Annotated in this window: 21 protein-coding genes; 10 read left to right on the top strand and 11 right to left on the bottom strand. The window is 71.8% G+C overall.

What is annotated here, in order from left to right; translation table 11 throughout:
* Nucleotides 1-11: 11 nt before the first annotated feature.
* Genes OG595_RS09010 through OG595_RS09035 form a run of 6 tightly spaced genes read left to right on the top strand, consistent with a single transcriptional unit; the run spans nt 12 to nt 7,911 of the window.
* Nucleotides 12-587: a hemerythrin domain-containing protein gene (locus tag OG595_RS09010; RefSeq protein WP_329269768.1), complete on the top strand. Its 576-nt coding sequence runs from the start codon at nt 12-14 to the stop codon at nt 585-587.
* Nucleotides 584-4,366, top strand: coding sequence for a nitrate reductase subunit alpha (locus tag OG595_RS09015; protein WP_329269770.1), 3,783 nt, complete (start codon nt 584-586; stop codon nt 4,364-4,366). The genes OG595_RS09010 and OG595_RS09015 overlap by 4 nt, the downstream gene beginning before the upstream one ends.
* A complete protein-coding gene (gene narH / locus OG595_RS09020) occupies nt 4,366-6,117 on the top strand; it encodes a nitrate reductase subunit beta (RefSeq protein WP_329269773.1) in 1,752 nt (583 codons plus the stop codon). Before OG595_RS09015 ends, narH begins: the two co-directional genes overlap by 1 nt.
* Complete coding sequence (gene narJ, locus OG595_RS09025; protein ID WP_329269775.1) at nt 6,114-6,785, top strand: nitrate reductase molybdenum cofactor assembly chaperone; 672 nt, start codon at nt 6,114-6,116, stop codon at nt 6,783-6,785. The genes narH and narJ overlap by 4 nt, the downstream gene beginning before the upstream one ends.
* Complete coding sequence (gene narI / locus OG595_RS09030; protein ID WP_329269776.1) at nt 6,782-7,525, top strand: respiratory nitrate reductase subunit gamma; 744 nt, start codon at nt 6,782-6,784, stop codon at nt 7,523-7,525. Before narJ ends, narI begins: the two co-directional genes overlap by 4 nt.
* The gene (locus OG595_RS09035; protein ID WP_329269777.1) at nt 7,525-7,911 is read left to right on the top strand and encodes a cupin domain-containing protein; all 387 of its coding nucleotides are present in this window, start codon (nt 7,525-7,527) and stop codon (nt 7,909-7,911) included. The genes narI and OG595_RS09035 overlap by 1 nt, the downstream gene beginning before the upstream one ends.
* 23 nt (nt 7,912-7,934) lie before the next feature.
* Here the strand turns inward: OG595_RS09035 and OG595_RS09040 are convergent, their stop codons facing one another.
* Together OG595_RS09040 and OG595_RS09045 are read right to left on the bottom strand one after the other, a co-directional pair.
* Nucleotides 7,935-9,443: a HAMP domain-containing sensor histidine kinase gene (locus OG595_RS09040; protein ID WP_329269778.1), complete on the bottom strand. Its 1,509-nt coding sequence runs from the start codon at nt 9,441-9,443 to the stop codon at nt 7,935-7,937.
* A 71-nt stretch (nt 9,444-9,514) separates the two neighbouring features.
* A complete protein-coding gene (locus OG595_RS09045) occupies nt 9,515-10,219 on the bottom strand; it encodes a response regulator transcription factor (RefSeq protein WP_329269780.1) in 705 nt (234 codons plus the stop codon).
* A gap of 136 nt (nt 10,220-10,355) precedes the next feature.
* On the opposite strand from OG595_RS09045, the gene OG595_RS09050 reads away from it, so the two are divergent.
* Both OG595_RS09050 and OG595_RS09055 read left to right on the top strand, forming a co-directional pair.
* Nucleotides 10,356-11,543, top strand: a complete 1,188-nt coding sequence (locus OG595_RS09050) for a DUF3500 domain-containing protein (protein WP_329269782.1) — start codon at nt 10,356-10,358, stop codon at nt 11,541-11,543.
* Nucleotides 11,544-11,611: 68 nt separating this feature from the next.
* Nucleotides 11,612-12,898 carry a HupE/UreJ family protein gene (locus tag OG595_RS09055; protein ID WP_329269784.1) on the top strand — a complete coding sequence of 429 codons (1,287 nt, stop codon included), beginning with the start codon at nt 11,612-11,614 and terminating at the stop codon, nt 12,896-12,898.
* Nucleotides 12,899-12,965: 67 nt separating this feature from the next.
* On the opposite strand, the gene OG595_RS09060 is transcribed toward OG595_RS09055, so the two are convergent.
* On the bottom strand, nt 12,966-13,496 hold the full coding sequence (locus OG595_RS09060; RefSeq protein ID WP_329269786.1) for a MarR family winged helix-turn-helix transcriptional regulator: 531 nt from the start codon (nt 13,494-13,496) through the stop codon (nt 12,966-12,968).
* A gap of 120 nt (nt 13,497-13,616) precedes the next feature.
* On the opposite strand from OG595_RS09060, the gene OG595_RS09065 reads away from it, so the two are divergent.
* Entirely contained in the window at nt 13,617-14,375 is a 759-nt protein-coding gene (locus OG595_RS09065) for a DUF4142 domain-containing protein (protein ID WP_329269787.1), read from the top strand.
* A gap of 37 nt (nt 14,376-14,412) precedes the next feature.
* Here OG595_RS09065 and OG595_RS09070 read toward each other — a convergent pair whose 3' ends face one another.
* Complete coding sequence (locus tag OG595_RS09070; protein WP_329269789.1) at nt 14,413-14,937, bottom strand: MarR family winged helix-turn-helix transcriptional regulator; 525 nt, start codon at nt 14,935-14,937, stop codon at nt 14,413-14,415.
* A gap of 164 nt (nt 14,938-15,101) precedes the next feature.
* Here OG595_RS09070 and OG595_RS09075 point away from each other — a divergent pair, with 164 nt between their 5' ends.
* On the top strand, nt 15,102-16,463 hold the full coding sequence (locus tag OG595_RS09075; RefSeq protein WP_329269791.1) for a lanthionine synthetase LanC family protein: 1,362 nt from the start codon (nt 15,102-15,104) through the stop codon (nt 16,461-16,463).
* 16 nt (nt 16,464-16,479) lie between these two features.
* On the opposite strand, the gene OG595_RS09080 is transcribed toward OG595_RS09075, so the two are convergent.
* The 7 genes from OG595_RS09080 to OG595_RS09110 form a co-directional block, all read right to left on the bottom strand.
* Nucleotides 16,480-18,576 carry an ATP-binding SpoIIE family protein phosphatase gene (locus OG595_RS09080; protein WP_329269794.1) on the bottom strand — a complete coding sequence of 699 codons (2,097 nt, stop codon included), beginning with the start codon at nt 18,574-18,576 and terminating at the stop codon, nt 16,480-16,482.
* Nucleotides 18,577-18,710: 134 nt separating this feature from the next.
* Complete coding sequence (locus OG595_RS09085; RefSeq protein ID WP_329269796.1) at nt 18,711-19,382, bottom strand: GntR family transcriptional regulator; 672 nt, start codon at nt 19,380-19,382, stop codon at nt 18,711-18,713.
* A 42-nt stretch (nt 19,383-19,424) separates the two neighbouring features.
* Nucleotides 19,425-20,426: a proline racemase family protein gene (locus OG595_RS09090; protein ID WP_329269797.1), complete on the bottom strand. Its 1,002-nt coding sequence runs from the start codon at nt 20,424-20,426 to the stop codon at nt 19,425-19,427.
* A gap of 86 nt (nt 20,427-20,512) precedes the next feature.
* Nucleotides 20,513-21,409 (bottom strand): dihydrodipicolinate synthase family protein, encoded by an 897-nt coding sequence (locus OG595_RS09095; RefSeq protein ID WP_329269798.1) that lies wholly within the window; start codon nt 21,407-21,409, stop codon nt 20,513-20,515.
* A gap of 100 nt (nt 21,410-21,509) precedes the next feature.
* Nucleotides 21,510-22,943, bottom strand: a complete 1,434-nt coding sequence (locus tag OG595_RS09100; protein ID WP_329269800.1) for an NAD(P)/FAD-dependent oxidoreductase — start codon at nt 22,941-22,943, stop codon at nt 21,510-21,512.
* Nucleotides 22,927-23,232, bottom strand: coding sequence for a (2Fe-2S)-binding protein (locus OG595_RS09105; protein WP_329282746.1), 306 nt, complete (start codon nt 23,230-23,232; stop codon nt 22,927-22,929). Before OG595_RS09105 ends, OG595_RS09100 begins: the two co-directional genes overlap by 17 nt.
* A gap of 104 nt (nt 23,233-23,336) precedes the next feature.
* Nucleotides 23,337-24,509: an NAD(P)/FAD-dependent oxidoreductase gene (locus OG595_RS09110; RefSeq protein ID WP_329269803.1), complete on the bottom strand. Its 1,173-nt coding sequence runs from the start codon at nt 24,507-24,509 to the stop codon at nt 23,337-23,339.
* Nucleotides 24,510-24,803: the final 294 nt, after the last annotated feature.

Below are 24,803 nucleotides of genomic sequence, written 5' to 3' on the forward strand. Positions count from 1 at the left end.
GACGAGTCACCATGTGTGAGTACTGCGGCTGCCAGGCACTGCCCGGGATCGCCGAACTGACCCGTGAGCACGAGCTGGTCGTCAATCTCATCGGGGACGTCCGTACCGCGCACCGCGACGCGGACGTCTCCCGGATGGCGTGGATCGCGCGCCGCGTCTCCGCCGTACTCGTGCCGCACACGGCGGTGGAGGAGGAGGGGCTCTTCCCGCCGTTGGCAGAGGAGTTCCCCGACGGCATGGCGGCACTCCGGGCCGAACACCGGCGTGTCGAGGCGGTTCTCGACGAGGCCGCCGCGGGCGTCCCGGACGACCCCGCCTGGCCCCGGCGGCTCCTGGACATCCTGGATCTGCTGCGCGACCACATCCTCAAGGAACAGGACGGCGTGTTTCCGGCCGCCCTGGCCGGGCTGAGCACGGAGGACTGGGAGGCCATGGACGCGGTCCGCTCCCGCGTCGGCACGCTGAGCGCGGATTTCGCGGCAACGGGATCCGCCCCGACGGAGTTCGCCCCGGAAGCCGGTGCCGATCAGCGGCACACCGGATCACAGCAGGACGGGCCGCTGACGCCCGGGAAGGCGGCATCATGAGCCCGGAAGACTCGGACACCTCGGACACCTCAGGCACCGCGGACACCGACCCGCAGTCACGCCGGCCGGGGGGCCGACCGGCCGGTCTGGACAGCGAGTTGGCGGACGCGCTGGTGGGCACCCGCCGGTTCTTCACCAGAGCCGAGGTCTCCGCCGACCACCGCACCCTGTACAGGATCGGTGGCCGCAAGGCCGACGACTTCTACCGGGACCGATGGAGCCACGACAAGGTGGTGCGCTCCACCCACGGCGTCAACTGCACCGGCTCGTGTTCGTGGAAGGTGTACGTCAAGGACGGGATCATCACCTGGGAGTCCCAGCAGACCGACTACCCCACGGTCGGTCCGGACAGCCCCGAGTACGAGCCGCGCGGCTGCCCGCGCGGCGCCGCGTTCTCCTGGTACACCTACTCGCCCACCCGGGTCCGCTACCCCTATGTGCGCGGGGTGCTCCTGGAGATGTACCGGGAGGCCAGGGCCCGGCTCGGTGACCCGGTGCTGGCGTGGGCGGACGTCGTCTCCGACCCGGAGCGCTCCCGGCGCTACAAGTCCGCGCGCGGCAAGGGCGGCCTGGTGAGGGCGAGTTGGGACGAGGCGAGCGAGATGATCGCCGCCGCACACGTCCACACCATCAAGGAGTACGGTCCCGACCGGCTGGCCGGGTTCTCGCCGATCCCGGCGATGTCGATGGTCTCCCATGCGGCGGGGGCCCGCTTCTACTCACTGCTCGGCGGGGTGATGCTGTCGTTCTACGACTGGTACGCCGACCTGCCGGTCGCCTCCCCGCAGGTCTTCGGGGACCAGACCGACGTCCCCGAGTCCGGCGACTGGTGGGACGCCGGCTATCTGATCATGTGGGGCTCGAACCTGCCGGTGACCCGCACCCCGGACGCGCACTGGATGGCGGAGGCCCGCTACCGGGGGCAGAAGGTCATCGCGGTCGCCCCGGACTACGCCGACAACGTGAAGTTCGCCGACGAGTGGCTGCCCGCAGCGCCGGGCACCGACGGCGCGCTGGCCATGTCGATGGGACACGTGATCCTGAAGGAGTTCTTCGTCGACCGCCGGGCCGGCTACTTCACCGACTACGTCAAGCGGTACACCGACCTGCCCTTCCTCGTCACCCTCGAACAGCGCGGCACCGGGCCCGAGTCGACCTACGTACCCGGGAAGTTCCTCACCGCCGCCGACCTGGGCGGCACGGCGGCCGAGGCGGAGAACGCCGAGTTCAGGACCGTCCTGCTCGACGCCGCGACCGGCGAGCCGGTCGTCCCGAACGGTTCGCTCGGCCACCGCTACGGCGAGTCCGGCGCCGGGAAGTGGAACCTCGACCTCGGCGACACCGACCCGCTGCTGACCGCAGCCGGTGCTGACGGCGGCGAGGACGCCGTGACAGTCGAGCTGACCCGGTTCGACACCCCGGACGGGACCGCCGGGCAGCTGCGGCGCGGTGTCCCCGTACGCCGGGTCGCCGGGCAGCTGGTGACCACGGTGTTCGACCTGCTCCTCGCCCAGTACGGCGTGGCCCGCGAGGGGCTGCCGGGGAGCTGGCCGACCGGCTACGACGACCCCGACCAGCCCTACACCCCGGCCTGGCAGGCGGCCATCACGGGGGTGCCCGGTGAGACGGCGGCCCGCATCGCGCGCGAGTTCGCCACCAACGCGGAGGAGTCCAAGGGCCGCTCGATGATCATCATGGGGGCGGGGACCAACCACTGGTTCCACTCCGACACCATCTACCGCTCCTTCCTCACCCTGACGACACTGACCGGCTGCCAGGGCGTCAACGGCGGCGGCTGGGCCCACTACGTGGGGCAGGAGAAGGTCCGCCCGATCACCGGCTACTCGGCGGTCGCGACGGCCGCCGACTGGCACCGGCCCGCCCGCCAGATGATCCAGACGGCCTACTGGTACCTGCACACCGACCAGTTCCGCTACGACCCCTTCAGCGCCGACACCCTCGCCGCGGCGGGCGCGGGCGGCGCGTTCGCCGGGAAGAGCACCGCGGACGTCATCGCCGCCTCGGCCCGGATGGGCTGGATGCCGTCCTACCCGACGTTCGACCGCAACCCGCTCACCCTCGCGAGCGACGCGGCAGCCGCCGGGCAGGAGGTGTCGGAGTACGTCGTGGACGAACTCAAGGCCGGGCGGCTGAAGTTCGCGGGCGAGGACCCGGACGCGCCGGAGAACTTCCCCCGGATACTGACCATCTGGCGGGCGAACCTGCTCGGCTCCTCCGCCAAGGGCAACGAGTACTTCCTCAAGCACCTGCTCGGCACCGACTCCGCCGTACGCGCCACCGAGGCACCGCCCGGTGCCCGTCCACGCGACGTGGTGTGGCGGGAGGAGGCGCCGGTGGGCAAGCTCGACCTGCTGCTCACCCTGGACTTCCGGATGACCAGCACCACCGTCTACTCCGACATCGTGCTGCCGGCGGCGACCTGGTACGAGAAGCACGACCTGAACACCACGGACATGCACCCGTTCGTGAACTCCTTCAACCCGGCCATCCCGCCGCCGTGGCAGACCCGCACCGACTGGGACGCCTTCAACACCGTCGCGGCGGCGTTCAGCCGTCTCGCCGAGGGACGGCTCGGCACGGTGAAGGACGTGGTGGCGGCGCCGCTGCTGCACGACACCCCCGACGCGATGGCCACCCCGCACGGGCGGGTCCGGGACTGGAAGGCCGGCGAGTGCGAGCCGGTCCCCGGCCGGACCATGCCCAAGCTGGTGGTGATCGAGCGCGACTACCCGGCCGTAGCCGACCGGATGACCGCCCTCGGCCCGCTGCTCGACACCCTGGGCGCCACCACCAAGGGCGTCACCTTCGACGTACGGCAGGAGCTGGAGTACCTGCGCCACAAGAACGGCACCGTGCGCGGCGGTCCGGCCGACGGCCGCCCGTCGATCGCCCGGGACGTGCAGGTCTGCGAGGCGATCCTGGCCCTCTCCGGCACCACCAACGGGCACCTGGCCACCCAGGGGTTCCGCACCCTGGAGGCCCGTACCGGCGTCGAGTTGGCCGATCTGGCCGCCGAGGCGGAGGGCAGGCGGGTCACCTTCGCCGACACCCAGGCGGGCCCCGTCCCGGTCATCACGTCGCCGGAGTGGTCGGGGACGGAGTCCGGCGGGCGCCGCTACTCGCCGTTCACCATCAACGTCGAACGCCTCAAGCCCTGGCACACCCTGACGGGCCGTCAGCACTTCTTCATCGACCACGACTGGATCGCCGAACTCGGCGAGTGGATGCCCGTCTACCGGCCGCCGCTGAACATGCACGCCCTCTTCGACGAGCCGGCGGTCGGCGACCAGGGCGAACTCGGCATCACCGTGCGCTACTTGACCCCGCACAACAAGTGGTCCATCCACTCCGAGTACCAGGACAACCTGTTCATGCTCTCGCTCTCCCGGGGCGGCCCGACCGTCTGGATGAGCAAGGAGGACGCGGCGAAGATCGGCGTGCACGACAACGACTGGATCGAGGCGGTAAACCGCAACGGCGTCGTCGCCGCCCGCGCGGTCGTCTCCCACCGCATGCCGGAAGGCACCGTCTACATGCACCACGCCCAGGACCGGCTCATCGACGTCCCCCGCACCGAGACCAACGGGCGGCGCGGCGGCGTCCACAACTCGCTGACCCGGCTGCTGGTCAAGCCCAGCCATCTCATCGGCGGCTACGCCCAGTTGACGTACGCCTTCAACTACCTCGGCCCGACCGGCAACCAGCGCGACGAGGTCACGGTCATCCGGCGCCGCACCGACCAGGAGGTGACGTACTGATGGCCTCAAGTGCGGTGCCCGGCCGCCGGGTCATGGCGCAGATGGCGATGGTGATGAACCTCGACAAGTGCATCGGCTGCCACACCTGCTCGGTCACCTGCAAACAGGCGTGGACCAACCGCCCCGGCGTCGAGTACGTGTGGTTCAACAACGTCGAGACCCGCCCCGGCCAGGGCTATCCACGCCGCTACGAGGACCAGGAGAAGTGGCGCGGCGGCTGGGACCTGAACAAGCGCGGCAACCTGAAGCTGAAGGGCGGCGGCCGGTTCAAGAAGCTGATCAACATCTTCTCCAACCCCACGCTGCCCTCGCTCGACGACTACTACCAGCCCTGGACGTACGACTACGAGACCCTGACCAACGCCCCGCTCCAGGAGCACACCCCGGTCGCCCGGCCCAAGTCGCTGATCACCGGCAAGGACATGAAGATCACCTGGTCGGCCAACTGGGACGACAACCTGGGCGGTTCGGCCGACCACGGCGACAAGGACGTCCTCCTCGCGGGGATCGCCGAGAAGGTCAAGTTCGAGTTCGAGCAGACCTTCATGTTCTATCTGCCGCGGATCTGCGAGCACTGCCTCAACCCGTCCTGCGTCGCCTCCTGCCCCTCCGGAGCGATCTACAAGCGCTCCGAGGACGGCATCGTCCTGGTCGACCAGGACCGCTGCCGGGGCTGGCGGATGTGCGTGTCCGGCTGCCCGTACAAGAAGATCTACTTCAACCACCGCACCGGCAAGGCGGAGAAGTGCACCTTCTGCTTCCCGCGCATCGAGGTCGGCCAGCCCACCGTCTGCGCCGAGACCTGCGTCGGCCGGCTCCGCTACATCGGCCTGGTCCTCTACGACCCCGACCAGGTCCTCGAAGCCGCCTCCACCCCCGACGACACCGACCTCTACGAGGCGCAGCGGCAGGTCTTCCTCGACCCCGGCGACCCGCAGGTGGCCGCCGACGCCGAACGGTCGGGCATCCCACGGGACTGGATCGAGGCCGCCCGGCGCTCCCCGGTGCACGCCCTGATCAACACGTACAAGGTCGCCCTGCCGCTGCACCCGGAGTACCGCACGCTGCCCATGGTCTGGTACATCCCGCCGCTGTCCCCGGTCGTGGACGTGGTCCGCGACACCGGCTACGACGCCGAGGACCGCGGCAACCTGTTCGCCGCGATCGACGCCCTGCGCATCCCCGTGGACTACCTCGCCCAGCTCTTCACCGCCGGTGATCCGGCCCCCGTCGACGCCGTGCTGCGACGGCTGGCCGCCATGCGCAGCTACATGCGCGACATCAATCTCGGCCGCGAACCCGACGAGACCATCCCCGCCGCGGTGGGCATGACCGAGGAGCAGATGTACGACATGTTCCGGCTGCTGGCGCTGGCCAAGTACGAGGACAGATACGTCATCCCGCCCGCGCACGCCGAACAGGCGCACAGCCTGGAGGAGTTGGCCACCGAGTGCAGCCTCGACTCCGAGGACGGCCCCGGCATGGGAGGCTCCGGTCCCTTCGGCGAGGCGTCCGGCAGCGCTCCGGCCCCGATCGCCGTGGAGAACTTCCACCTGCTGCGCGACCGCCAGAGAGCCGACGCCGTGGACACCACAGCCGACTCCCCGGCCGCCCCCGGTGACAGGTCCACCCGGCTCAACCTCCTCGACTGGGACGGCAACGGCCGCCCGCGGGGCCTGTTCCCCCGCTCCTCCAAGGGCGAGGACGGCACGGAACCGAACACGAACACCGAGAGCGAGCCGCGTCCATGACCTCCACGAAGAAGCGCGGAGCAGCCGCCCGCGGGGACACCGCCCGGCACAATGCCGCCTGGCAGATCCAGTCCCTCCTCCTCGGCTATCCCGACAAACAGCTGCTCGAACAGACGCTGCTGCTACGGGTGGTCACCGACACGCTGCCCGACCGGATCGCCGAGCCGCTGCGCCGGTTCCTCGGGCACCTCGACCGGACGCCCGCCACCGAACTGGCGGCGGACTACGTCGCCACCTTCGACCACCGCAAACGCAACTGCCTCTTCCTGACGTACTACGCCCACGGCGACACCCGCAACCGCGGCGCCGCACTGCTGCGCCTCAAGCAGACCTACGCCGCCGCCGGACTGCGGCTGACCGACGAGGAACTGCCCGACCACCTGTGCGTCGTCCTGGAGTTCGCCGCCATCGGCGACCCCGAAGCAGGACGGCGCCTCCTCACCGAGCACCGGGCCGGTCTGGAACTGCTGCGCCTGGCACTGCGCGACGCGCGATCCGCCTGGGCCGACGTCCTCGACTCCGTATCGGCGACCCTGCCCCCGCCGGCCGGTGACGAGCGCGAGGCCGTCGCCAGACTCGCCGCCCAGGGACCGCCCGAGGAGCAGGTCGGTCTCGCGCCGTTCGCGCCGCCGGAGTTCATGCCCGCTCCGACGGGAGGCCGGTCATGACCCCGGACACGAACTCGGACACGCTCGACGTCGTGCTGTGGGTCGTCCTGCCGTACATCGCCCTGTCCCTGTTCGTCGTCGGCCATGTCTGGCGCTACCGCTACGACAAGTTCGGCTGGACCACCCGGTCCAGCCAGCTGTACGAGAACCGGCTCCTGCGCATCGGCAGCCCGCTGTTCCACTTCGGGGTCCTGGCGGTCGTACTCGGCCACGTGGGCGGTCTGGTGGTCCCGAAGGACTGGACCGGGGCCATCGGCATCAGCGAGCACGCCTACCACCTCATGGCCACCACGCTGGGGACCGTCGCCGGGGTCAGTACCCTGGCCGGGCTCGCGATCCTCGTCTACCGGCGGCGTACGGTCGGGTCGGTGTTCAGCGCCACCACCCGCAACGACAAGCTCATGTACGTCATGCTCACCGTGACCCTGGCACTCGGGCTGTCCGCCACCGTGGCCAGCAACATCATCGGCTCGGGATACGACTACCGCACCACCGTCTCGCCCTGGTTCCGGTCGGTCTTCTTCCTGCAACCCGACCCGGCGCTGATGGCCGGTGCGCCACCGCTGTTCCAACTGCACGCGCTCAGCGCCCTGATGCTGTTCGGCGTCTGGCCGTTCACCCGGCTCGTGCACATGCTGACCGCCCCCCTCGGCTACCTCACCCGCCCCTACATCGTCTATCGCAGCCGGGACGCGCAGCTGGGCTCCCGCACGCCCCGGCGCGGATGGGAACGCACCTGATGAACACCCACCACAACGGTTCCGCCCGGCCTCCCGAGACACACCTGTCAGCGGGCGAGATCACCAGCCTGCCGGCCATGGGAAAGGAACTGCTCGCCGATGCCCGGTCCACGGACTCCGGCAGTTCGGGGCGGGCGGCACGAACCGTCGTCACCCTGCCGGGACTCCGCGTCACCCTGATCGCGCTCGCGACGGGTTCCGAACTCGCCGAACACGAGGCCCCCGGCGCCGCCACCCTCACCTGCCTGACCGGCCGGGTGACACTCCACACCACCGACCGCGCCTGGCCCCTCGGCCAGGGCGACATCGTCGCCGTCCCCGGCCAACGGCACAGCCTGACCGCCGAGACCGACGCGACGGTACTCCTCACCGTCCGGCCGGCCTGAACACCGGCGCACCGGCGACCGGGTCACGGGACTCGTGGGTCCCCTCCCGTCTCCCCCGCCTTCTTCGCCTCCTTCACCTTCTTCGCCCCGGGCGTCTCCGGTTCCAGGAGCCGGGAGTTCTCGACCGTGAACCCCACCTCCGCGCCCCCGCCCGGTCGGGTCCGGGCGAAGGCCGTGCCGCCGTGGGACTCGGCGACGTCGCGGACGATGGCCAGCCCGAGCCCGGAGCCGGGCAGGGCGCGGGCGGTGTCGGCCCGGTAGAAGCGGTCGAACACGTGGACGGCGTCGGCGGCGGCGATGCCCGGTCCGTGGTCGGCGACGGTGATCTCCCCCCGGCGGACGCGCACCTCGACCGGGGAGTCGCCGTCGGTGTCGAACTTGGCGGCGTTCTCCAGCAGGTTGCCCAGCGCCCGTTCGAGCCCCTGCCTGCGGCCCCTGATCACCGTGTCGTCGACGTCGAGCAGGACGAAGCGCCCGGTGCGCCGATGGACACGTTGCGCCACGCGCCGGGCGAGCGCGGCCAGTTCCACCGGCTCCTCCGCTTCCCCGCGGTCCCGGGCCATGGCCAACTCGACCAGTTCGTCGACCAGTTGGCCGAGTTCCTCGGTCTCGCCCTCCACATCGTCGAGGAGCCGGTCACGGGCGTACGGGGAGAGTTCGGTGACGCGGCGCAGCACACTGGCGTTCGTACGCAGGCTGGTCAGCGGGGTCCGCAGTTCGTGCGCGGCGTCCTGCACCAGCCGCTCCTGGGCCTCGCGGGCGGCGGCGAGCCGGCCGAGCATCCGGCTCAGCGACGCCGAGAGCCGCCCGACCTCGTCGCGTCCGTCCACCAGTCCCGCGCCGTCGAACCGGTCGCCGACGCTGACCTCCTCGGCGACCCCGGCCAGGCGTTCCAGGCGCCGGGTGATGCGCCGGGCGAGCAGCCAGCCGGCGCAGGCCGCCGCGAGCATGACCGTGAGGCTCGCGGCGGCGATCTGGCGTGCCATGCCTCCGAGCACGTAGTGGGTCTGGTCGACCGGTACGGCCACCTGCAGGGCGCCGCGGTCGCCGCCGAGCGCGGTGGTCAGCAGGCGGAACGTCTGGGAACCGACGACGGCCTCGGTGGTGTCCGCCTGTCCGGCGGTGCCGCCGGCGGCGAGCGCTCGGGCGGTGCCGGACAGGGGCAACCGCACGGGCGGGCCGCCCAGTCCGGTGAGGGTGCCGTCCTTGGCCACGGCCCGCGCGGTGACGGTCCGCTCGTCCTCGTCACCGGGACCGGGCAGGTCCGGGCCGGGGTAGAGGTCGGGGGCGCGCTCGACCGCCTCGGACAGGGACAGCGCCTGGTCGGGATCCTGGGCCAGGGCCACCGTGGCCGACCGCAGCGAACGGTCGATCTCCGCCATGACCCGGTCGGAGGCGGCACCGTAGCTGAGCAGCCCGACGAGTACGGCGACCACGGCGCCCACGGCGGCGAAGGCGAGCGCGAACCGCGTACGCAGACTCAGACTCAGCCCGAGGTGTGCCCGCGGCCCCGAACCCCTCAGCCACGCCACCGGCCGTGTCCGTGACGGCGAAAGCCGCCGACACCGTGTCCACAGCCGCGCGACCACCCCTGACCGGGTGCTCATGGCCGCCGTACCGCGTAACCCACGCCCCGCACGGTGTGGATGAGGTCGGGCGCACCGGCGTCGCCCAGTTTGCGCCGCAGATAGCCGATGTACCCGGCGAGGTTCTTGCCGTCCACGGCGAAGTCCTCGCCCCATATCTCCCGGTAGACGGTCGCGTGGTCGAGCACGATGCCCTCGTTGCGCACGAGCAGTTCCAGCAGGTCGAACTCGGTCTTGGACAACCGCAGTTCGGCCCCGCCCCACCACACCCGCCGCCCGGAGGGGTCGATCCGCAGGGAGGCGATCCGCAGTTCGGCCCCGGACACGTCGGCTTCGTCGTCGCCGCCCGGTGTCAGCGCGGCCCGGCGCAGCAACGCCCGCAGCCTGGCGAGCAGTTCGGGCACCGCGAAGGGCTTGGCCAGATAGTCGTCGGCGCCCGCGTCCAGGCCGGCGACGCGGTCCGGGGTCCCGACCCGCGCGGTGAGCATCAGTACCGGGGTGCGGTCGCCGTCGGCGCGCAGTACCCGGCAGACCCCGGCGCCGTCGACGTGGGGCATCATCACGTCCACGACGAGCGCGTGGAAGGAACCCCGGCGGGCCTGGGTCAGCGCCTCCACTCCGTCGACGGCGGTGACGACCTCGTATCCCTCCAACTCCAGGGCGCGTTCCAGGGATTCGCGGATCGCACGATCGTCGTCGGCTATGAGGACACGGTTCGGCATGGGTTTCATTTTGGCCCACGGGCGGCCGTCGGACATCGTCCTCGGTTCTCATCCAATTCCCGAACAGCTCCCGCCGGGGTCCAAGGACGGCCGCACAGCATGGGTTCTCCTGATCACCCCCTCCACAGGAGTATCAATGCGCCGCACCATGACAGCTCTGGCGGTATGCGTCAGCCTGGGCGTCACCGGTTGTTCCGCCGCGAACACCACGTCCTCGGCCGCGCCGGCGGCCCTGAACGCGGCCCAGGTGGCGAAGAAGGTCAAGGGCGTGGGAGGCGCGAACACGGCCAAGGTCGTGGCCGCCGCCGACGCGTTCCTGGCGACGCTCTCCGCCGAGCAGCAGGACACCGTCCTGTACGACTTCGACGACGCCGCCAAGAAGACCGGCTGGTCCAACTTCCCGACCCCCGTCGTGGAGCGCAACGGCCTCAAGCTGGGTGACCTCACCGACGAGCAGGAGGCCGCGGCCCTGAAGGTCATGGAGGCCGCGCTCAGCAAGCAGGGTTACGAGGAACTCGTCGAGATCCGCAAGGCCGACGACTACCTCGCCTCGCTGACGGCCGACGACGGGACCAGCAGCCCGTCACCGTCTGCCACCCCGACCACGGCTCCGACGGGCACCCCGAGCGGTACTCCCACCGGAGGCGGCACCCGTCCCCCGGGGGGTGGCGGAGGCGGCGGAGGCGCCAACTTCGGCTCGGAGTGGTACTACATCTCCTTCTTCGGGCAGCCCAGCAGGACCGGCCAGTTCACGCTTCAGTACGGCGGCCACCACGCCGCGTACAACCTCACCTACGCCGGCCAGAACGTGTCCATCTCCCCGACCCTGACGGCCGTCGAGCCGATGGAGTTCAACTGGGAGGAGATGTTCTACGCCCCCATGGAGGACAAGCGGACCGCCACCATCGGCGCGATCCAGTCCCTGACCGCGACCGAGCTGACCTCCGCCGAGATCGACGGCAGCTTCGACGACCTGTTCCTGGGCCCGGGCAACGACGGCCCCTTCCCGACGGAGCCCGAGGGCGTACTCGTCAGTTCCCTCACCAGGAAGCAGCAGGCCAAGGTGACCGCGATGCTGAAGGCGTGGGTGGACGACCTCGACGAGACCGCCGCCAGGCGGCTCCTCGCCAAGTACGCCTCCGAGTACGACAAGACGTACATCGGGTGGAGCGGCGGCACGACCCTCGACAACGACCAGACCTACGTGCGCCTCGACGGCCCGTCCGCCTGGATCGAGTTCTCCAACCAGCCCGGCGCCTCGACCGACGAGATCCACCAGCACACGATCTTCCGCGACGAGACGGCCGACTACGGCTGGAACTGACCGAGCGGAAGCCGCGAGGAGGAGCACGGGACACCGGCACACGGGAACGCAGGGACACAGGAAAGATCATGAGCAGAACGACGTACCGGCTGTTGCCCGCGCTCCTCCTCGCGGCCCTCTTCCTCACCGGCCTCCTGGCGCCGGCGGCCGAGGCGCACCCGATGGCCACCTCGGCGGTCCTTCTGGACATCGGCGACGACAGCGTGGACGGCGAGATCCAGCTCCCCCTGGACCGTCTGTCCGTCGCGGTGGACCGCGAGCTGACCGGCGCCCGCGCCCTGGGCGCCGACCGGGCGTTCCTGAAGAGCTACGCGGCGCGGCACATCAGCGCCGTCGGCAGGGACGGCAGGCCCTGGACGGTGGAACTCGGCACGGGAACGGTCAGGTCGATCGACGCGTCGCCCCACCTCGTCTACCCCCTGGAGATCCGTCCGCCCGACGGCGAGGTCACCGCCTTCGACCTGCGGTACGACGTCATCGTCGAGGAACTGCTCACGCACAAGGTCGTCGTCACCGTGCGGTACGACTTCGACCGGGGCATCCTCAAGGCGGACGACGCCGAGACCCTGGGCATCTTCGACCACGCGACGAAGACCCTCACGGTCCCGGCGGACGAGGGCTCCTGGCTGCGTGGCCTCGCCTCGACGGCCGCCCTCGGCATCGAGCACATCGGCGAAGGCGCCGACCATCTCCTCTTCCTGCTCATGCTGCTGATCCCGGCGCCCCTGGTGGCGGTCGGCGGCGGCTGGCGCGCGGCTCCGTCACGGCGGCGGGCGATCATGCGGGTCGTGCACGTGGTGTCGGCGTTCGCGGTGGGCCATTCGCTCACCCTGGCCCTGGCGGCGACCGGGGTGATCGACCTCCCGACGCGCCCGGTGGAGACGTTGATCGCCCTCTCGATCGCGGTGTCGGCGATCCACGCGATCCGCCCCCTGGTGGCGCACGGCGAGGTCCTGATCGCCTCCGGCTTCGGCCTGATCCACGGCCTGGCCTTCGCCTCCCTGATCACCGGCCTGGGCCTGGACCGGGGCTCCCTGGTGACCACCCTGCTGGGCTTCAACCTGGGCATCGAACTGACCCAGCTCCTGGTCGTGGCCCTGCTGATGCCGTCGCTGCTCGTCCTGGCCCGCACCCGCTTCTATCCGGCCTTCCGCGTCGCCGTGGCGGTGGTCGGCCTGCTGTTCTCGTCGTCCTGGATGCTCGAACGCGCGGCCCTCACCTCCGCCGACCCCTTCGAGGGCGTCCAGACCTGGCTGGTGGGGCATCCCCTGTGGGTCGCGGCGACGGTCGCCTGCCTGGCGGCGGCCGCCCACGGGACCGGGACGCGGACGCGCCGGACGGCGCCGGAGCACTGACCGGCGCCTCCACGAGACGCCGTGAATGCCGACCGGGTCAGCGGGCCGCGGCGACACGGCCGCGGCCTCAGGGCAGGCGGGGCAGCTCGTCGCGCGCGGAGTGACTGAGGATGCGCAGGTCCTCGGCGAACCGCTCCCAGTCCTCGGGCGGCAGCGGCGCCACGAAATAGCGCCGAATGTTCTCCACGTGCAGCCGGGAGGCCCGCACCGCGGTCTCCTCCCCCAGCGGGGTCAGACGCACCAGCCGGCCGCGCCGGTCGTCCGGGTCCTCGGCTCGTTCGACCAGTCCGGCCGCCGCCATCCGGTCGACCAGACGGGTCGCGCCGCCCGTGGTCAGCACCTGTTCCTGGGCGACGGCGCGCATGGACAGCCCGGGCTCTCCCGCCCGCCCCAGGATGAGCAGCACCTCGAACATGAGGTGGCTGATGCCGCACTCCTGCTCCAGCGACCGGCCGAGGATGTACTCCAGCCGGTTGGCCGCGCCCTGAAGCCGCCCGAACGCCAGCACCAGCGCGTTGTTCGCGGCCTCTCGCGGCGACGAGATCTCCGCCCGTCGGGCCGCCTCGCCGCCCCCGTTCTCGTCCTCTACAGCTGCCATCCACCGATCATGCCGCGTCCCCGGATTTGGCAGAGTGCAAAATTTACCCTGAGCAATGATTGAAAGCCGACTCTCCCCCGTACCTCCTGACGTACGAGCCGCTCGCACCAGGAGGCTTTCATGCCCATATCGGCCAAAACGGCTGGAAACGTGTTCGTGTTCGGCGCTCTGGGCCTGACGCTCACCGCGTTGGCCTACCCCGCCATGGTCGGGGTGCAGAACACGACGAGTTCACCGGACCGCGTCATCGCCAACACCCGCTACGGACCGCTGACCGAGGCCGACCGGGACTTCGTGGTCAAGGTGCGCGCGGCGGGGCTGTGGGAGTACCCGTTGGGCGAGATGGCGATGGAGCGGGGCACGACCGTGGAGATGCGGGAGGCCGGCAAGCACCTGATCGTCGGTCACGCCGGACTCGACGACATGTGCCGCAGGATCGCCCCGGAACTCGGGGTGGTCCTGCCCAACGTGGCGTCGCCGCAACAGCAGCAGTTCGTGGCCACCGCGGACGCCGCCGCCGGCAAGGAGTTCGACTCCACCGCGGTCACCATCATGCGGGTGACCCACGGCCAGATCTTCCCGGTCATCGCCAAGACCCGCGCCACCACCAGGAACGTCATGGTCCGCGCCCTGGCCGACCTGGCCAACGACACCGTCCTCGACCACATCACCGTGCTGGAGAACACCGGCCTGGTCAACATCGACCAGGTCAACTTCCAGCAGAGCACGCCCCCGAAACTGCCCAAGGACGACACGACCCCACCGCCGCCCCTGCCGGGCGCACCGATGGTCGCGCTCACCCCGCGCCCGGACCTGAACATCCACACGGCCGCCCCGGCGCCCACGGGACCGTCGGGTCCGTCGCCGTCGGCGGGCTGAGAGACCTCGGCCCGGATCCCGCCCGCCGTGGACGGCGTCAGACGATCGCGCTGTCCGCCCAGCCGAGCGGGTGCGGCTCCGTGTCGCCCGCCGCCGGGGCCGGGGGTTCGCCACCCGCCTCGCTGAAGGCGGTGAGTGCTTCGACGAGCGCTGCCCGCTGTGCCGGGGCCAGACGCGACACGATCCCGGAGATCTCGGCCCGCCGCCGCGCCGTGACGTCCTCGACCGTGCGACGCCCCTCCTCGGTGAGGCCAAGCTGCGTCTCACGGCGGTTGTCGGGGTTGAGGTGCCGTTCGGCGAGGCCCGCCGCGATCAGCCGGTCGATCATGCGCATCGCGGTGGACGGGGCCACCTGGAGCTGGTCGGCGAGCGTGACCAGCTTGGTGTCGCCGCGCGTGGACAGGACGACCAGCATGCGGAACTGCGGGAGCGTCACACGCTCCTCGACCTCCGCGAGAGAACGGGCGGAGACCGCCACCAGCAGCCGCGACGCGGTCAGCACCGCACGGGTCACCGCGTCAACATCGTCCATGTCCCCCGCGGGGGTCTCGCGCTCCGCCATGGGTCCTTTCTACCGTGCCGCGGTGAACCCTCCCGCACCCGAGGGGAACAGACTTTCCCTGCCCGTGACCGTGGCGGCGGAGCGGGAGCATCGCGGCACCGCAGGTGGGCGCCTTCCGGTGGGTGATCGGGCGGTTGTAGCGTGACCGGGTGCCGGAGAACAGCGTGAGCCACGCGAAGCGTTCGTACGACGAGTACCGGGAACTGGGCGAGGCCGCCTGGTCGTGGGTGCTGGACCAGGTCCGCGACGACGACGGCCCGTGGCTGCCGGAGACGGTGTCCGAGGACACGGCGAAGGACGCTCCGGACCCCGTACCGGCCAAGGACCGCGACTGTCTGTACGCGGGGATCGCCGGCCTGGCCCCCGTGCTGGCCGAGATCGCCCGCCACCGCGAACCGACCGAGCGGGAGCGGTCGTTGACGGCCGGGATCGTGACCAGGCTGTCGGCGGCGGCGGAAACCCGCACGGAACCCTCGCTGTACGACGGCCTGTCCGGTGACGTGACGGCGCTGAGGCTGCTCGCACCGGGCACGGAGTCGGTGGCGCTGCGGCGGCTGGCCGAGCTGGCGGCGCCGGACGGCTGGCGGACCACCGTCGACTTCGAAGCCGGCTCGGACGCGCCCCTCAACGACATCATCATGGGCACCGCGGGCGTGGTCCTCACCGCCGTCTGGGCGGGCGGCGAGTTCGCGGAGCCGATCGCCACGACGGGCTGCGAGGCGCTGCTGCGGGTGGCGGACCGCACGGAGGCGGGCCTGGACTGGGGCATCGGGGCGACCACGGAGTGGCGGGCGCCGAACTACTCCCACGGCACCGCCGGAGTGGCCTCGGCACTGGCCGTGGCGGGGGCGGCGCTGGGCCGCGAGGACTTCGTCGAGGCGGCCGTCCTGGGGGCCCAACACGTTCTGTCCGTTGGCCAGTTGGACGACGGCGGCTTCGTCGTTCCGCACACGATCCCGCCGTCGAAGCGCGAGGTCGAGCCGGTGACGTACACCTGGTGCCACGGTCCGGCGGGTACCTCGCACCTGTTCTCGGCGCTGGCGCACGCGGGCGTGGCGGAGGTGTCGGGGCTCGGCGTCGGCGAGCTGCGGCAGCGCTGCATGACCTCGCTCCTCACCTCGGGCCTCCCCGAGCGCCTGCGTCCCGGCTTCTGGGACAACGACGGCCGCTGCTGCGGCACGGCGGGCGTGGGCGACGTACTCCTGGACGCGGCGCAGGACCGCGGGGACACGGACGCCGCGGAGCCCCTGGTGCGGGCGGCGCGCGTGATGGGCGACGCGCTGGTGGAGCGGGCGATCAGGGACGGGGCGGGCGCCCGCTGGCGCTTCATCGAATACCGTCAGGAGGACCCGCTGCTGCCGCCGGGCACCTCGTGGATGCAGGGCGCGGCGGGCATCGCGGCGTACCTCTTCCGGCTGGCCCGGTTCGTCGAGACGGGGCCCGAGGCAGCGGTGGTGGACCGGCCGGACCAGTGGTGGGCGGTACCGGAGCGGCTGCGTACCACGGGCGGTGCGGCCGGCTCCTGAGCCCCGGCGGACGGGATCAGTCCAGCGCCTGTTCGGCCCAGATCGTCTTGCCGGTCCTGGTGTGCCGGGTGCCCCAGCTGGTGGTGAGCTGGGCGACCAGGAGGAGTCCCCGGCCGCCCTCGTCGAAGATCCTGGCCCGGCGCAGGTGCGGTGAGGTCGAACTGCCGTCGGAGACCTCGCAGATGAGCGTACGGTCGTGGATCAGCCGGAGCTGGATCGGGTCGGCGCCGTAGCGGATCGCGTTGGTGACGAGTTCACTGACGACCAGTTCGGTGACGAAGGCGGCATCCTCCAGGCCCCACTGCTCCAACTGGGCGACGGCGCGTCTGCGGGCCTCGGCGACCACCTCGAAGTCGGCGGGCAGGTCCCAGACGCGGACGTGGCCGGCGTCCAGGGCGCGGGTGCGGGCCAGCACCAGGGCGACGTCGTCGCCGGGGTTCTTCGGCAGCAGGGCGGACAGGACCCGGTCGCAGCGGTCCTCCAGCGAGGCGTGCGCGCTGTGACCGTCCGCGAGGGTCCGGGCCAGCAGGGCGATGCCGAGGTCCGGGTCGCCCGCGGCGGCCTCGACCAGCCCGTCCGTGAACAGGGCGACGAGGCTGCCCTCCGGCAACTGGATCTCGGTGGTCTCGAAGGGCAGACCGCCCACCCCGAGCACCGGCCCGACGCTGACGTCGACGACCTTGGTCTCGCCGTCCGGCAGGACCAGCACGGGCGGCGGGTGGCCGGCGCTGGCGACGGCCAGCTCGCGGGAGACCGGGTCGTAGACCGCGTACAGGCAGGTCGCCCCGGTGGCGCCGACGGCCGCCCGGCCGCCGCCGGTGGCGCTGTCGTCGTCCGCGGCGAGGCGCAGCACCAGGTCGTCGAGGTGGGCCAGCAGCTCGTCGGGCGGCAGGTCGACATCGGCGAGCGTCTGGACCGCCGTACGCAGTCTGCCCATGGTCGCCGACGCCTGGATGCCGTGGCCGACCACGTCGCCGACGACCAGGCCGACGCGCGCGCCCGACAGGGGGATGACGTCGAACCAGTCGCCGCCGACACCGGCGCGCGAGTCGGTGGGCAGATAGCGGGAGGCCACGTCCACCGCCGACTGCCGGGAGGGGCCGCGCGGCAGCAGGCTCTCCTGGAGGGCGAGGGCGGTGCCGCGCTCGCGGGTGTAGCGGCGGGCGTTGTCGACGCAGAGGGCGGCGCGGCTCGCCAGCTCCCTCGCCAGGACGAAGTCGTCCTCGTTGAAGACGTCGGGCCTGGTGCGCAGCAGGACGGCGACCCCGAGTGTCGTACCGCGCGCGATGAGCGGCACGGCCACCAGCGAGGTGACGACGACTCCGCGCAGGCTCTGGGCCCGCTCGGGCGCGCTCGCCATCCAGTGGTCGAAGTCGGGGGCGCCGCTGCGGCTGAGCACCGGCTGTCCGGTGCGCAGCGCCCGGGCGGGCGGGGAGTACGGCGGGTACGTGTCGGTGGCGCCCGGGCCGAGGGCGGGCGCGGGCGCCCCGGCGCTCCCGGCGGCGTGGGCGAGGCGGCGCAGCACGACGGCGCCGTCCGGACCGGCCTCGGCGGGCTCGTCGCCGCGCATGACGGCCTCCAGCAGGTCCACGCTGGCGAAGTCGGCGAACCGGGGAACGACCAGGTCGGCGAGTTCCTGGGCGGTGCGGTCGAGGTCCAGGCTGGTGCCGATCGAGACGGCCGCCTCGTCGAGCACCGCCAGCCGCTGCCGCGCCCAGTGCTGCTCACTGCTGTCGAACGCGGCCATCCCGACCGCGCACACCTCGCCCGAGGCGTCCCGGACGGGCCACAGCTCCAGGTTCCAGGCGTGCTCGCGGATACCGGAGGGTGCCCGCGTGAAGCTCTCGTAGTGCGTGGGCTTGCCCGTCTCGGCCACGTCCCGCAGGGCCGCCAGCATGCCGAGCTGCTCGACGTCCGCCGGTACGCCGTACGGGAAGACCTGGCCGAGCAGTACGTCCTCCTCGACGCCCATCACCTGGCAGGCCACGTCGTTGAGCCGCCGGTAGCGCTGCTCGATGTCGAAGACGGACATCGAGAAGGCCGCCTGCCGAAACGCCTGTTCCACCAGGTCAGGTCCGTCGGGATGGTCGTCGTCAGCGCGCTCGGAGGCCATGGATTCAGTGTCCTCCCCCACCCGGACGGCAACAACCGAACACGTCCGAACGCGCACGCGGAGTTCGTGTACGCCATTCGCGGAGGAGGCTCGACCGAGGTGGACGGGTGGAGAGGTACAGGGGCTTCAGGAGTTCAGTGGGCCCAGTCGCCCCGGACATGGCCGAGGTGCCGGGTCATCACGGTCCGTACGCGCTCCGCGTCCCGGGCGAGGAGCGCGTCGAGGATCTCCAGGTGCTCCTCGGCGGTCGACTTCAGCAGACCGCGTTCGGCCAGTGCGGTGAGCCCGTACAGCCGGGACCGTTTGCGCAGGTCGCCGACGACCTCGACCAGGTGCTGGTTGCCGGCCAGGGCGAGCAGGCCGAGGTGGAAGCGGCGGTCGGCCTCGACATGCGCGATGAGATCGCCGCTGTCCGCCGCGGCGACGCTTTCCACCGCGTACGTGCGCAGCGCCTCCAGCGCGACCGGATCGGCGGTCGCGGCGAGGCCCACGGTGGTCGGGATCTCGATCAGCGACCGGATGTGGGTGTACTCGTCGAGCTGCCCCTCGGAGACCGTGGTGACCCGGAAACCCTTGTTGGGCACGGGGTCGACCATGCCCTCCTTCACCAGGTCGAGCATGGCCTCGCGCACCGGGGTCGCCGAGACGCCGAAACGGGCGGCGAGCGAGGGCGCCGAGTAGACCTCGCCGGGCCGCAGTTCACCGGCGACGAGCGCGGCCCGCAGCGCGTCGGCGACGCTCGCCCGGTAACTGGGCCGCGGCCCGCCGATGCTGGGCAGGGCGGGGCCGGTGCGCTCGGCGGCCATGGGTTCTCCTGGTGGATCTGATGGATCTCGGGTCGGGCGGTGTCAGAGTACGAAGCCCGCCGGGAACGGGTCGTCGGGGTCCAGCAAATACTGGGCGGTGCCCGTGATCCAGGCGCGGCCGGTGATCGTGGGCACCACGGCGGGACGTCCGGCGACCTCCGTGCTCTCGACGAGCCGCCCGGTGAACGACGTACCGATGAAGGACTCGTTCAAGAAGTCCTGGTGCAGCGGGAGTTCACCGCGCGCGTGCAGCTGTGCCATCCGGGCGGAGGTGCCGGTGCCGCAGGGCGAGCGGTCGAACCAGCCGGGGTGGATGGCCATCGCGTGCCGGGAGCGGTTCGCGTTCGAGCCGGGGGCCGCCAGATAGACGTGGTGGACGCCGTTGATGGTCGGGTTCTCCGGGTGTACGGGGGGACTGTCGGCGTTGATCGCGTCCATCAGGGCGAGTCCGGCGGCGAGGATGTCGTCCTTGCGCTCACGTTCGAAGGGCAGGCCGAACTCGTCGAGGGGCAGGATGGCGTAGAAGTTGCCTCCGAAGGCGAGGTCGTACGTCACCGTGCGGCCGTCGGCGAGGGTCGCCTTGCGGTCCAGGTCCACCGCGAACGAGGGCACGTTGCGGATCGTGACCGCCTTCGCCGCGCCGTCCTCCACCGCCACCTCGGCGACGACGAGCCCGGCCGGGGTGTCGAGGCGGATGGTGGTGACCGGCTCGACGACGGGAACCATGCCGGTCTCGACGAGCACGGTCGCCACGCCGATCGTGCCGTGCCCGCACATCGGCAGATAGCCGGAGACCTCGATGTAGACGACGCCGTAGTCGCAGTCGGGCCGGGTCGGTGGCTGGAGGACCGCCCCGCTCATGGCGGGGTGCCCGCGCGGCTCGTTCATCAGGAAGTTCCGTACGTCGTCCCGGTGTTCGCGGAACCACAGCCGGCGTTCGTTCATCGTGTCGCCGGGGATCGTGCCGATTCCGCCGGTGACGACCCGGGTCGGCATGCCCTCGGTGTGCGAGTCGACGGCGTGCAGGACGAGCTTGCTGCGCATGATCGCGATCCTCTCAGGTCAACTCGGGCCGACGTGCCGTCGGCTCAGGTCGGCGGGCTGTCGGCTCAGGTCGGCGGGCTGTCGGCTCAGGCGAGGCCGAGGGCGACGGCCTTCTCGGTGGCCTCGCGGACCGCCTTCTCCTGGTCCGGCAGCAGCGGCATGCGCGGCGGGCGGACGGGACCGCCGTGCCGGCCGACGATGTCCATCGAGAGCTTGATGGCCTGCACGAACTCGACCTTGGAGTCCCAGCGGTGGAGTGCGTGCAGTTGCCGGTAGAGCGGCAGGGCGGTGGCCAGGTCGCCCGCCACGGCGGCGCGGTACAGCTCGACGGTCGCCCTGGGCAGGGCGTTGGGGTAACCGGCGACCCAGCCCACCGCCCCGGCCGTGGCCAGCTCCAGCAGGACGTCGTCGGCGCCGATCAACACGTCGAGTTCCGGGGCGAGTTCCTGGATCTGGTAGATGCGCCGGGTGTCCCCGGAGAACTCCTTCACGCCCTTGATGTGTCCGGCCGCGTGCAGCTCGGCGAGCAGTTCGGGGGTGAGGTCGATCTTGGTGTCGATCGGGTTGTTGTACGCCACGATGTCGATACCGGCCTCGGCGACGGCGGCGTAGTGCGCGAGCACCGAACGCTCGTCGCCGCGGTAGGCGTTGGGCGGCAGCAGCATGACGGCCGCGCAGCCGGCGTCCTTGGCCTGTGCGGCCCAGCGGGCGGACTCGGCGGAGCCGTAGGCGGCCACACCCGGCATGACCCGGTCCCCGCCGATCGCGGCGACGGCGGTCTCGACGACCTTCACCCGCTCCTCGGCGGTGAGCACCTGGTACTCACCGAGGGAGCCGTTCGGTACGACACCGTCGCAGCCGTTCTCGACGAGCCACCGGCAATGGTCCGCGTAGGCCTCGTAGTTGACGCTCAGATCGTCGTTCAACGGCAGCGCGGTGGCGACGAGGACGCCTCGCCAGACAGGGGCGGGGGTGCTACTCATGAGGGACCTCAACTTTCGGAATCGGGGGTAGGGAGAAGCGCCCTGAAGGGGCGCGGGGAACTGCGCGACCAGCCACAACGGCCCCGCAGACAACACACGGTCATGAGCGCTCGGGCTCCTTCGCCAACACACCCAACGGCACCGGCCGAGCGAACGGCCGCTTCGCCAGGCCCACCGGACACCCGGCGACCCCGGCGACGCCAGGCGCGCAGACCCGCCCCTGACACCAGCCCATCCCGGCCCGGGTGAGGAGCTTGACGGTCCGCAGATCGGTCGCGCCCAACTCCTCCACCGCCTCACGGACTTCCGCTGCCGTGACCTCCTCGCAGCGGCAGACGACGGTGTCGTCGGCGACCTGTTCCGCCCAGTGCGCGGGCGGGGCGTAGGCGGTGTCGAGGGCGGCGAAGAACTTCCGCAGCCGGGTACGGGTCCGGGCGGCCGTCGACCAGTCGGCGGGGCTTGGCTCAACTCCCCTCAGCCGGGCGGCGATCGAGTGTCCGGCGATCTCCCCCTCGGCCAGCGCGAGCACCGCTCCCCCGATGCCGGTGGCCTCGCCCGCCGCCCAGACACGCTCGACGTCGGTGCGCTGCTCGGTGTCGGTGACGACGAAGGGGTCCCCGGTGGCGTCGATCGCGCACCCCAGGGTCTCGGCGAGGTCGGTGTGCGCGAGCATGCCGTGCCCGACGGCCAGGGTGTCGCAGGCGATCCGCCTCCTGGTGGCCGGCCGTACCCGGCCGTGGGTGTCCAGGGCGGCGACGGTGACGGCATCGACGCGGTCGGTGCCGTGCGCCGCGACCACGGTGTGACGTACCGTCACCGGGACCTTGTGGCGCAGCAGTTGGGCCGCGTACCGGGCGGCCTCGGCGACCTTCGCCGGGTTGGCGGCGAGCGTCGCGGAGTGCCGTACGAAGTCGGCGGGGTGCGTGGACTCGACGTACGCGGCGACTTCGGCGCCCGCCGCGGCGAGGCCGGCCGCGACCGGCATCAGCAGCGGCCCGGTCCCGGCGACGACCGCTGTCCGGCCCGGCAGGACGAGGCCGCCCTTGAGCATCGCCTGCGCGCCGCCCGCGCTGATCACACCGGGGAGGGTCCAGCCGGGGAAGGGCAGCACCTTCTCGTAGCCGCCGGTGGCGAGGAGGACGGCGTCGGCGGTGACGGTCTGCGACCCGGTCCGCCCGGGACCGACGAGCTGCCCGGGACCGATGAGGGCGTGCACACCGAAGCCGCTGCCGCCCGCGAACTCCCTTTCCACAGACCACACATGGCGATTGGTCAGGTGCGTGACCCGGCCCGCCGCCACATGGGCCGCCAGCCGGTCCCGCAGTTTCTTCCAGGTGCCCCAGGCGTGGTGCAGGGCCTGCGGCCTGCGTGCCTTCAGCGCCGCCGCGGGCTGCCGGTAGAACTGCCCGCCCGCCTGTTCGCCGGCGTCGAGCAGCACGACCCGGACACCCCGGTCGGCTGCCGCCAGCGCGGCGGCGAGGCCTGCCGGACCGGCGCCGACCACCGCGAGAACGGCCTTACCGGAGTTCGCCATGACCGGTGCCTTCCTGGCTGCGGATCGCGTCGCCCGGGGTGGCCGGGACGAGGCAAGCCCGTTGGTTGGGGCGGTCGTTGACCGTGACGAGGCAGTCGAAGCAGACCCCGATGCCGCAGAAGATCCCGCGTGGGGCACCGCTGCCCCGGGTGCGGCGCCAGGAGGTGATGCCGGCCGACCAGAGCACGGCGGCGACGGTCTGACCGGGCAGCGCGGCGGTCTCGTCCCCGTCGACGGTGACGGTGAACGGGGTTCCGGGCCGGGCCCGGGCCAGCTCCAGCGGAGTCATCTCCTCCCCCCTCTCGCCCCTCACGGCCTTCCCAGCCTTCCCGACCCACTCGGTCTTCTCGACCTTCTCGGCCTTCTCCACGTGTTTGGTCCTCTTCACGTTCCTCATCGCTCCTCCCCCGCGAACCTGTCCGGGCGGAACGGCGTCAGATCGAGGTCGGGCGTCCGGTCCGTCAACGACTGTGCGATCAGGTGCCCGGTGCCGACCGCGAGCCCGATCCCCGCCCCCTCGTGACCGCACGCGTGGTAGAGCCCCGGTGCCCGGGGATCCGCCCCGATGGCCGGCAGGTGGTCCGGCAGATACGGGCGGAAGCCCAGGTAGGCGCGCATCGCGTGGACCGTGCCGAGGACCGGGAAGAGCGCCGTCGCCTGGGCGGCCAGTCGGCGCACGACCGGGAGGGAGAAGGTCCGGTCGAAACCGACCCGTTCCCGGCTGGCCCCGATCAGCACCGGGCCCGCGGCCGTGCTCTCGACGACCGCCGAGGACTGGAGCCCTGCGTCGCCGCTGGCGACATCGGCGACGTAGTCGGCGGCGTACACCTTGTGCCGGACGGTGCCGGGCGGCAACGGCTCGGTGACCAGGACGAAGCCGCGGCGCGGCAGCACCGGCAGGCGCACCCCGGCCAGCGCGGCGACCTCGCCGCCCCAGGTGCCGGCCGCGTTGATGACGACCGGGGCGTGGATGTCCCCGTGCTCCGCCGTGCGTACGCCGTGCACGGAACCGTCCGCCGCGCGCAGGATGTCCGTGACGGCGGTGCCGGTGCGCAGCTCGGCTCCGGCCCGCCGGGCCGCCCGGACGACCTGGGCGGCGGCGAGGGAGGGCATCACCTGGCAGTCCTGCGGGTACCGGACGCCGCCCGCGAGGTCGGGGGCCAGGTGCGGTTCCAGGTCGGCGAGCCGTCCGGCGTCGACCACCTCGGCCTCGACACCCGCCGCCCGCTGTCCGGCGGCGAAGCCGGTCAGCGCGGCCATGCCTTCGGTGTCGGAGGCGACGACGATGCCGCCCTTCGCCTCGAACTCGACGGTGCCGCCGATGCCCGGCTCGGCGGCGAGGTCGTGCCAGAGGCGGGCGGAGAGCAGCGCGAGCTCCAGCTCGGGCCCCGGCTCCTTGTCGGAGACGAGCAGGTTGCCCTCACCGGCGCCGGTGGTGCCGCCGGCCACCGGTCCCCGGTCGAGGACCAGGGTCACGAGGCCCGCCCGGGCGAGGTACAGGGCGCAGGCGGCGCCGACCATTCCGGCGCCAATGACCACAACGTCGCAGGTCAGTCGCTTGCTCACATCAGTACAATGTCACATGTTTCTATTCCCGCCAAGGGCACCCGGGTTCGACCCGCCGCCGCCACCAGCCACCACGGCCGGTCGACGGGCGGCCTCCAGCGCGGACGTACCCGTGCAGCGCCGGTAGTTCCTCGACCCGTACGCGCGTCGCCGCACCCGCGTCGGGGCGCCGGTGCACCACCTTCGACACGGTGCTCAGCGGCACTCCCCTGACCGCGCCGCGAGGACGAGAGGCATTAGTACCGGGGTACTAGCCGCAACCCGCCAGTTCGGTCCCGCAGGAGGCAGGGAGCG

It is taken from the genome of Streptomyces sp. NBC_01451 (genome assembly GCF_036227485.1).
Lineage (GTDB): Bacteria > Actinomycetota > Actinomycetes > Streptomycetales > Streptomycetaceae > Streptomyces.